Consider the following 6,374-nt stretch of genomic DNA (forward strand, 5'->3'; position numbering starts at 1 on the left):
AAAGGCTCCTTCACAACATTTCTCGTATAATTCTTCAATACCTTTTGATTTATTGGGACTCAATTCGTTTTTTCTTCCACTCTTTTATTTTTTCATCTATCCGGTTACCCATTTCTTTAGTTATGTGGTATTCTTTAATTTCGTATGCTTCTTCCGGTTTCACACAGCTAAAATCCAGTAATTTCCCCCTAGAAGTGGCATTTATCATAGGTTCAGTATCAAAATATATAAAATCTAATAGTTCATTAAGATCTGTTTCTGCAAATTCCATAGCTCTATTGATTGCACACTTTTCATCTAAATTAGGGGCAGCGCATCTGTAATCATAATCTATTTTTATAGGTTTAAAATCATCATCTTCACTTTTAAAAAAGGCAGCTGAGTTTAATATGGTTGGGTAATCCATCAAATATGGACCGTATTTCCAAAATACCCAATTTGAATCTGTTAACCTCTTATTGAATAATCTCTTGTAAAAGATTTCTGATAGATAAGCTAATTTTATTAACTTGGTTCTACCAAGATAATAATCTTCAAGCTGCTTGAATTCCTTTGCAATTACATATAGGAGATCTTGGATTTTCATTTGGGGGTTTATTTATTATACTAAAATATTCCCATTGAGAACACTAGCCACAGAAAGCTCCGGCATTTTGCCACTTCTTGAATTAAATCTCAAGGAAGTTGTAAATTCTGAAAGTTTCTCCTTTAATAAATCTGATCTTCTATTATAATAGACATAGGAAGTAGCAAGATCTAACAGGAAATTTTTACAGAAAATTCAATAGAAAGAAAAGGAAGGCTGTATATTTATAACTCTTTCTAAAGAGAAATCGCGCTAACAAAGTGAGCCATTAAGAACAAAGGAGAGATGAGAAAAATAATATCAATTAATAACAAAACAGATTATGAAGTTTTCGTTTTCTACAGAAAAATTTGAATTATTGTTAAAAGAACCATCTCGGGATTTATATTTAAATATATTTCCTAAATTTATAATCCTTCTTCCATCTTTATCCATGCAATTCAATACCAACCATATTTCATAATCATCTTTATTTTTTTCGCCAAACTCCACTTCATATTTACTAATATTAAAAGAATTAACTTCATTTTTTGAAGCTTTGGCTTCTACATATTTAATCTTTTCATCTATTTTATAATAAATATCATACCCATAACCATCATTTCCAGAAGGATTAACCCCCGCTTTTTTTGCATTTGATGATACCCATCCAACGGATTTTTCACCATACTTCAACTTTAATCTCTCATAGAGTATTTTTTCTCCTATAATTCCTATCTCTTCTTTCTCAGTTTCGCTAACTCTTCTACCATGAATCGTTTTTTTCGTTTTCTTTTTTTCGTTTGTAGACTCGGGTTCTAGAGGTCTTATTGGTTCCACCTTTTCTATTGGTGGAGGATTATCTCTAACTTCATCTCCAACTTTTTTTATCTCATCAGCCAATTTTTCTTCTACAGTTTTTTCTTTTTCTTCCAGCGATTTTTGTTCAATCGTTTTATGAGTATTTATAAAGTCAGTTATAAGTTCAGACACATTCCCAAAATAAATCAAAGATTCTTCTTCTAAACTTAAAGAATCTAAGAACCCATTTATTTCACTTTCGTCAAAGTTTTTTCTTTTCAACTCTTCAAGTATTCTTTCACGATTTTGAGAGTATATCTTGCTTATCTCAATATCTTCCGGGTTCTGTAGCTCTTTTTCTTGTATTCCATATTTATTTTCAACTAACCTGTAAAAATATTTGTTTATATCAATAAATGTAGTGTTGGGTATGTCAAAATCATAGGAAGTATACTCAAAAATTATTCTCTGAAATTGTTTTTGTTTTTCCAATTCCCCCTTAAATCTATTGTATAAAGCGACTTTAAACTTTTGTTCATAAGAAGTTGATACCTTTTTAAGCTCTAATTGTAAATGGCCGCTAAAACCTATCTTTTTACTAGATATTTTATTGAAATCCTGAAGATTTATTTTTAGGTGACTAAACAATTCTTTAAAGACAGAATAATTATCTGGGCTACTATAATTGTCATAATCAATCTTGTTGTATGTCTCTTTTGAGATATCACAAATATCAGATTTAATGTTCTGCAATAATTCTTCCTCTGTTTTGATTTCTTCACTCAATAGTTTACCTTTAATGCTAAAAATAGTTTCCCAAAATGATATTTTACTAGTTAAAATCAATCCTAATAAAGATTTACATTCTTCTAATCTTATTAATGCTTCTTCACCATTAAATTTTAAAAAACGTTTTCCTCTATTACTTTTTTTTGATAAGAGTTCTTTAATACTCATTTCAACTGCATTCTCTACTATTTTAAAGGTATTTAGAATTGTTTCAGAAATAGAATCACAAAAATCATCATCTTCTAAGAGGTCATTCAACTTATCTATGTCTTTATTAATTTTAATGTAAACTTTCTTTTTCTCACGCACTGTCTCATTTACATCTATAATCAACTCGGGTATATCTGATTCGACTTCTATATCCGAGCAAAGTAAGATATTAAGATTTTTTAATGCACGTAAATTCTCCCCCTTGGTATCTTTTTCCATTCTGTAAAAGTAGACATATGGTTTAAAGATCTCTAATTCATTAAAAAATTCATCATTCAGCTTATGTAAAGCAAAGGATTTAATTTTTATGTTAAGGGCATCTTCTGTTAATTGATTTACGCCTAATATATGCTCTACTTTTTTTGCACCTATTTTACTAGCTATGCACAAAATTGGTTTCCTTTTACGAATTGATTTAGGAAAGTTTATATTTTCTAAGTAAAACAACTCTTTTATTGGATAGTATCTCTTTATGTTATCGCATTCTCCTAACAACTCTCCTTCTTTCATAAATTTAATATAATTCTCATCTTGTCTGTTTAAATTATCAATAGACATATCTCTTACAAGCTGGGTATAGAAATTTGAGGCCCTTTTTCCTTCAGGATCTTTATTAGGTAAGTCCAGCAAAAGAGAATAAACCTTACTCCAACTCAATTCTTTCAATTCATCAATAATCCCTATTTTTGAGAATAATAAATCTATATCCTTTATGTCGATTTGTTTTTTCTTTAAAATTGGGTGGTTGGGGTTATACTTTGGCAATTCTATTAAAGGTGAAAGACTTATACTTCTTGAATTACAACAATTAGAAGGAACTTCTTTTTTACCTGTTAATGTTGGAATCCACGATTTAGTTTTTAGTATCCATGATAAATATGAGGGGATTTTGGGGCCGCTTATTTCCCGATATTTTATTTTTTTTGAGAGGGATAACAAAACTTTAGAGTTAGTATTTATTTCTCTTCCCTCTCTTATAATTGTATTTAAATTACTATCTTTAATAAGCCAAGCAAGGATATACTCGCATTCTGCTTTTTCTAATATTTCATCAATAAATGCAATAGTTTGTACTGTGATTTTTGAATGCCGATTTATATCTCGTTTTAATACTGCATAGTCTTGAAATACTTCATTATCTAATGTCAAAGGATAGTCCAAGTTTTCAAGAATAAAAGTTTCATAATCAGAATAGTTCTCTTTCAATTCTTTTAATATAAATCGGGGATATATAGACACACCTAACCAAATTAGAAACTCTTTTATTTCCTCTTCATCAATATTTAACCCAAGTGTATCGTTCTTAGCTAAAAAGATTGAGTGATCAGAACCAACATCTTTTAATAAGTTATAAGATATTTCCCCAAAATTATATTCTCTACCAAAATAAAGCTCTTTTGCATCGAAAATCTCTCCTTTGTTATTAATGAGCGGGACTTGGATATTTTCTGGGAATTTTTCTTCTTTTTTATCCCTGTAGATATCAAGTAAGATCTTTAATAATTCTTGTACTATGCTTATTTTATTATTTTCTTTTGTTAATCTTTCCTTTGCAGAATTAATTATAGCCCTTCCAAGATCAATAAAACGATACTCTTGAACATCGAAAAAAGATAATTGGGATATTAGTTCTCTTGATGTAGATGTTCCAAATTCGCTATGAAGTAGTTTGGTTAACTCTGAATCAATGAATTTTAAAGAAATCCAATCTGGCAAAGATATATCCAAACTGGAGTCCGGTGGCAAAACCAAATCAAAATCAGACTTCACAACATTTTTTTTATTATCAATAAAAAGGGAAGGCCTATCCCCTTTGTAATCCCATCCAAATAAGGAAGAATTATTTTTACAGATTGCAGCAATTAACTTAGCCCTCTCCTGCATAGTTAATAAACCAGAAATTTTATTTAATTTTGAGGTTAGTTCTTCCTTAGAGTATTCTCTAATTTCCAATTTTCTTATTAATTCCTTAATTGATGAATCTTCTGTGTAAATGCAGAGGTCTTTAAATTCTTCATAATTCACTAAAATATTGTTTAGTTCTTTGATACCATAGTCACGAGCATTTAACGAGTTTAAGTAACTTTTTTTAGTGGGAAGCAGTTCTTTATCTTTAATCTGCTGAATTAATGAATCATAAAAACCCATCTTATCGACAGTTTCACTAAAGTCCCCTTGTTTAGCAAGGAATTTTAACCTATCCCAATTTACTTTATCCTTATTTAGTTCTATTGCTAATTTTACTAATAATTCAGAGAGTTCATTAAGAATATACTTATTTATCTCATCCTCTATAATATAGTTTCTACTATCATCCAAATTCAAAGTTGCATGAATCAGTATAGGAAATGGAAATTTTTCCTTTGTTATAAAATAACAGAATAGCTTATTAATTGAATCATCAAGTTTTTCGTTAAATGCAATCTTGATGTTGTACTCTTTAGGATCTTCAGTATTTTTAATTAACTCGTCAGGAATTGAGTCCTCTTTAGAGCTAATTTTCCACTCTTTTAATAAATGAGTACCGTCTGTTTGGTCTATAATATCAATTTTTATCTTATCAATGCTTCTCTCTGCAACTATCTTCTTCCTCTTCCATGGCGTATCAATCTCAATCTGTTTTATATTGTTCTGAAATATCAAAGTTTCTGGAGTTAAATCTTCAATCTGCCTCTTTAATTCTTCCTTAACGTCATCATTCAATGTCAATATTACATACGTATCGAAATTGTCATCGATTATTTCTGGTTTTTCTGTCCAAGAGGGGATGGTCAAAACTGCAACCTCATTATCTTCTATTTTTTGTTTTAAAGAAGGCTGGGCGGATAACAATTCATTCAAGAACTCTTTAGCAATATCTTTTGAGTATTTAATTGATAATTCTCCGCTTACAATACATATCTCCTTTGCCCAATTCAGAATAGACCTGAATCCCAAACCTTTGTATCCAATGACCCCATGTCTATGTTTTTTCCTAGTTATCCTTGCAAACCTCAGAGATTCAATCCCATCAGTGCTGAATGGGGATCCATTATTTGCAACTATAAGTTTATTTTCTACTATCTTGATTAAAACGTTTGGTTCTTTAGCATTGTGACTTTCATCGTCAGCATTTTGCAATAGCTCTAATAGTTGTCTTCCATTATATTGCTCATTTAGAGCAATTTCTTGACGATAATCTTGGATAAGTCTTTGGCATCGTTCAAGATATTCTCGTCTAACATCTTTTACTTGTTGCTCTATCCATCTCTTCCAATCTGCCTTGTTCATCTTTTTAATTAGAATACACTGTATTTATTAATAAATCTTACTTAGTTTTCTTACTCCCTTATGAGTATAAATCATATAAAGCTATATTTGTCATTCTACTACTTCTCAATCTAAGCCTCAATAAATTCCCTCAATTTTTCCATAGTAGCCTTAAAAGGTTTTTTCATCTTTCCACATTCAATCCTTCTGATAGTGGTAACCTCCAATTTTAACTTTTGTGCAGCTTCTTTTTGGGTGAGATGCAAATCCAATCTCTTTTTCTTGAATTTCTGACTGAATGTAGCAGGATTAGAGGGATAATCTCTGTATATCAGAACAGCAGGGATTTTTAAATCAAGAACATTTTGCAAATTCCTGACATCTTTATATTGTGGCATGTTTCTGTCCTTCTCCCAGTTTATCACTGTATCTTCATCAACACCTACTAACTTAGCCAGCTCTTTTGCATATAACCCCTTATCCATCCTTGTTTTTCTTATTCTCTCTCCAAGGGTTTGTGGATTTTTGGGATAAGATGGGTTAAAATCGTTCAGGTTAATTGATAATTCAAGTGTATACACTAATGGGGGGAAAAAGTTTGTATTCTGTTCCGCATGGATGTCCCTGTGGTACAGAATGGCAACTTAAATCTTCATGTAGGTGTACTCCATACCAAATACAGAGATACCGCTCCAAGATTTCAGGGCCTCTGCTTGATAGAATAGACATTCACATTGAAGTTCCTCCTATTAATTATCAC

At 30.5% G+C, this 6,374-nt stretch carries 4 protein-coding genes; 1 reads left to right on the forward strand and 3 read right to left on the reverse strand.

Translation table 11 applies throughout. From position 1 onward, the window contains the following. Positions 1–49: 49 nt before the first annotated feature. The 3 genes from KKC91_02760 to KKC91_02770 all read right to left on the reverse strand — a co-directional run bounded on the left by KKC91_02760 (position 50) and on the right by KKC91_02770 (position 6,099). Positions 50–586 (reverse strand): SocA family protein, encoded by a 537-nt coding sequence (locus tag KKC91_02760; protein MBU0477472.1) that lies wholly within the window; start codon positions 584–586, stop codon positions 50–52. Between the two features lie 300 nt (positions 587–886). Further along, positions 887–5,635 (reverse strand): DUF3883 domain-containing protein, encoded by a 4,749-nt coding sequence (locus KKC91_02765; protein ID MBU0477473.1) that lies wholly within the window; start codon positions 5,633–5,635, stop codon positions 887–889. A 110-nt stretch (positions 5,636–5,745) separates the two neighbouring features. Beyond that, positions 5,746–6,099 carry a hypothetical protein gene (locus tag KKC91_02770; protein ID MBU0477474.1) on the reverse strand — a complete coding sequence of 118 codons (354 nt, stop codon included), beginning with the start codon at positions 6,097–6,099 and terminating at the stop codon, positions 5,746–5,748. Between the two features lie 98 nt (positions 6,100–6,197). Here KKC91_02770 and KKC91_02775 point away from each other — a divergent pair. After that, the coding region (locus KKC91_02775; protein ID MBU0477475.1) for an ATP-binding protein at positions 6,198–6,374 on the forward strand (177 nt) is incomplete at its 3' end.

The sequence above is a fragment of the bacterium genome (assembly GCA_018812485.1).
Lineage (GTDB): Bacteria > JAHJDO01 > JAHJDO01 > JAHJDO01 > JAHJDO01 > JAHJDO01.